This is a genomic window from uncultured Campylobacter sp. (genome assembly GCF_937997465.1).
Classification (GTDB): Bacteria; Campylobacterota; Campylobacteria; order Campylobacterales; family Campylobacteraceae; genus Campylobacter_A.
The window spans coordinates 1-1,008 of record NZ_CALKTQ010000259.1; the positions used below are offsets into that span (position 1 = coordinate 1).

1 protein-coding gene is annotated in these 1,008 nt (G+C 47.2%); it reads left to right on the top strand.

Annotated elements, in window-relative coordinates:
• The coding region (locus Q0546_RS08505) for a phage tail sheath subtilisin-like domain-containing protein (RefSeq protein ID WP_298792176.1) at nucleotides 1-888 on the top strand (888 nt) is incomplete at its 5' end.
• Nucleotides 889-1,008: the final 120 nt, after the last annotated feature.

Sequence of the window (1,008 nt, forward strand, 5' to 3'; positions counted from 1 at the left end):
TTTACCAAAGACGACGATAGCGATACGAACGACGAGATCACCGAGTGTAAAAATGCTATATCAGAGCTAACCAAAGCAAAATCTCGCTTCGGATATAACCCAAATTTAATTATAGCGCCGGGATTTAGCCACGAAGATGCCGTAAAAGGCGAGATAGAAAAAGTAGCTACCAGGCTAAAAGCGACCGGCATCATAGATCTAAAAGTCCAGGACGCGGCCACAGCGATAGTAAAGATGGGGGACTTCGGCACTAGAAGGCTGGTTGCCGCATATCCTAACGTCAAGGTTTGGGACGACGAAACGAACGCTTACGTCTATGAAGGGCAAAGCGCTAGAATAGCGGGGATGATAGCTCATACGGACGGTGCAAGCGAGTTTGGATATAGCGACAGCTACTCAAACAGGGTTATGATAGGAGTTTCGGGCACGGAAATAGACGTAGATTTCGAGCTTGGCGAGACGTGCACGGCTGATGAGCTAAGGGCGGCTAAAATTTCGACCGTCATCAGAGAAAGCGGCTTTAGGGCTTGGGGCGGAGAGACTAGCGACCAGGATACTATATGGAAGGATTTAGCGCGCGTTAGAGTATTTGACCGTATTTCGCAGGCTTGCCAAAAAGGCGTGTTGTTTGCTATCGATAAAAAAGCCGATCAACTCTATCACGCCAAAAGAAGCGTTAGCGAGCTGCTTAGGGGGCTTGTAGGAGCAAAGGTATTGCTAGGATACGAGCTATCTTGGAGCGAGAAAAATACGCTAGCAAACATCACGGACGGTAAATTTTACCTAGACGTCAGAATGCAAAACACCCCTATCGTAAAACAGCTAACGCTTGATTTTATCTATGTCGATAAATACGGCGAAACGCTGATGAACGATTTAAATAAATAGGCGCCTTAAGAAAAGGTTTTTGGAGCAAATCAGGGGCACCCAGCTTGCGGGGACTTTAGTATTTTTGCTACAGGCGGAGCCTTTGCAACTGCAAGCAGAGGCTCCTTTAGCCAAGCCTTG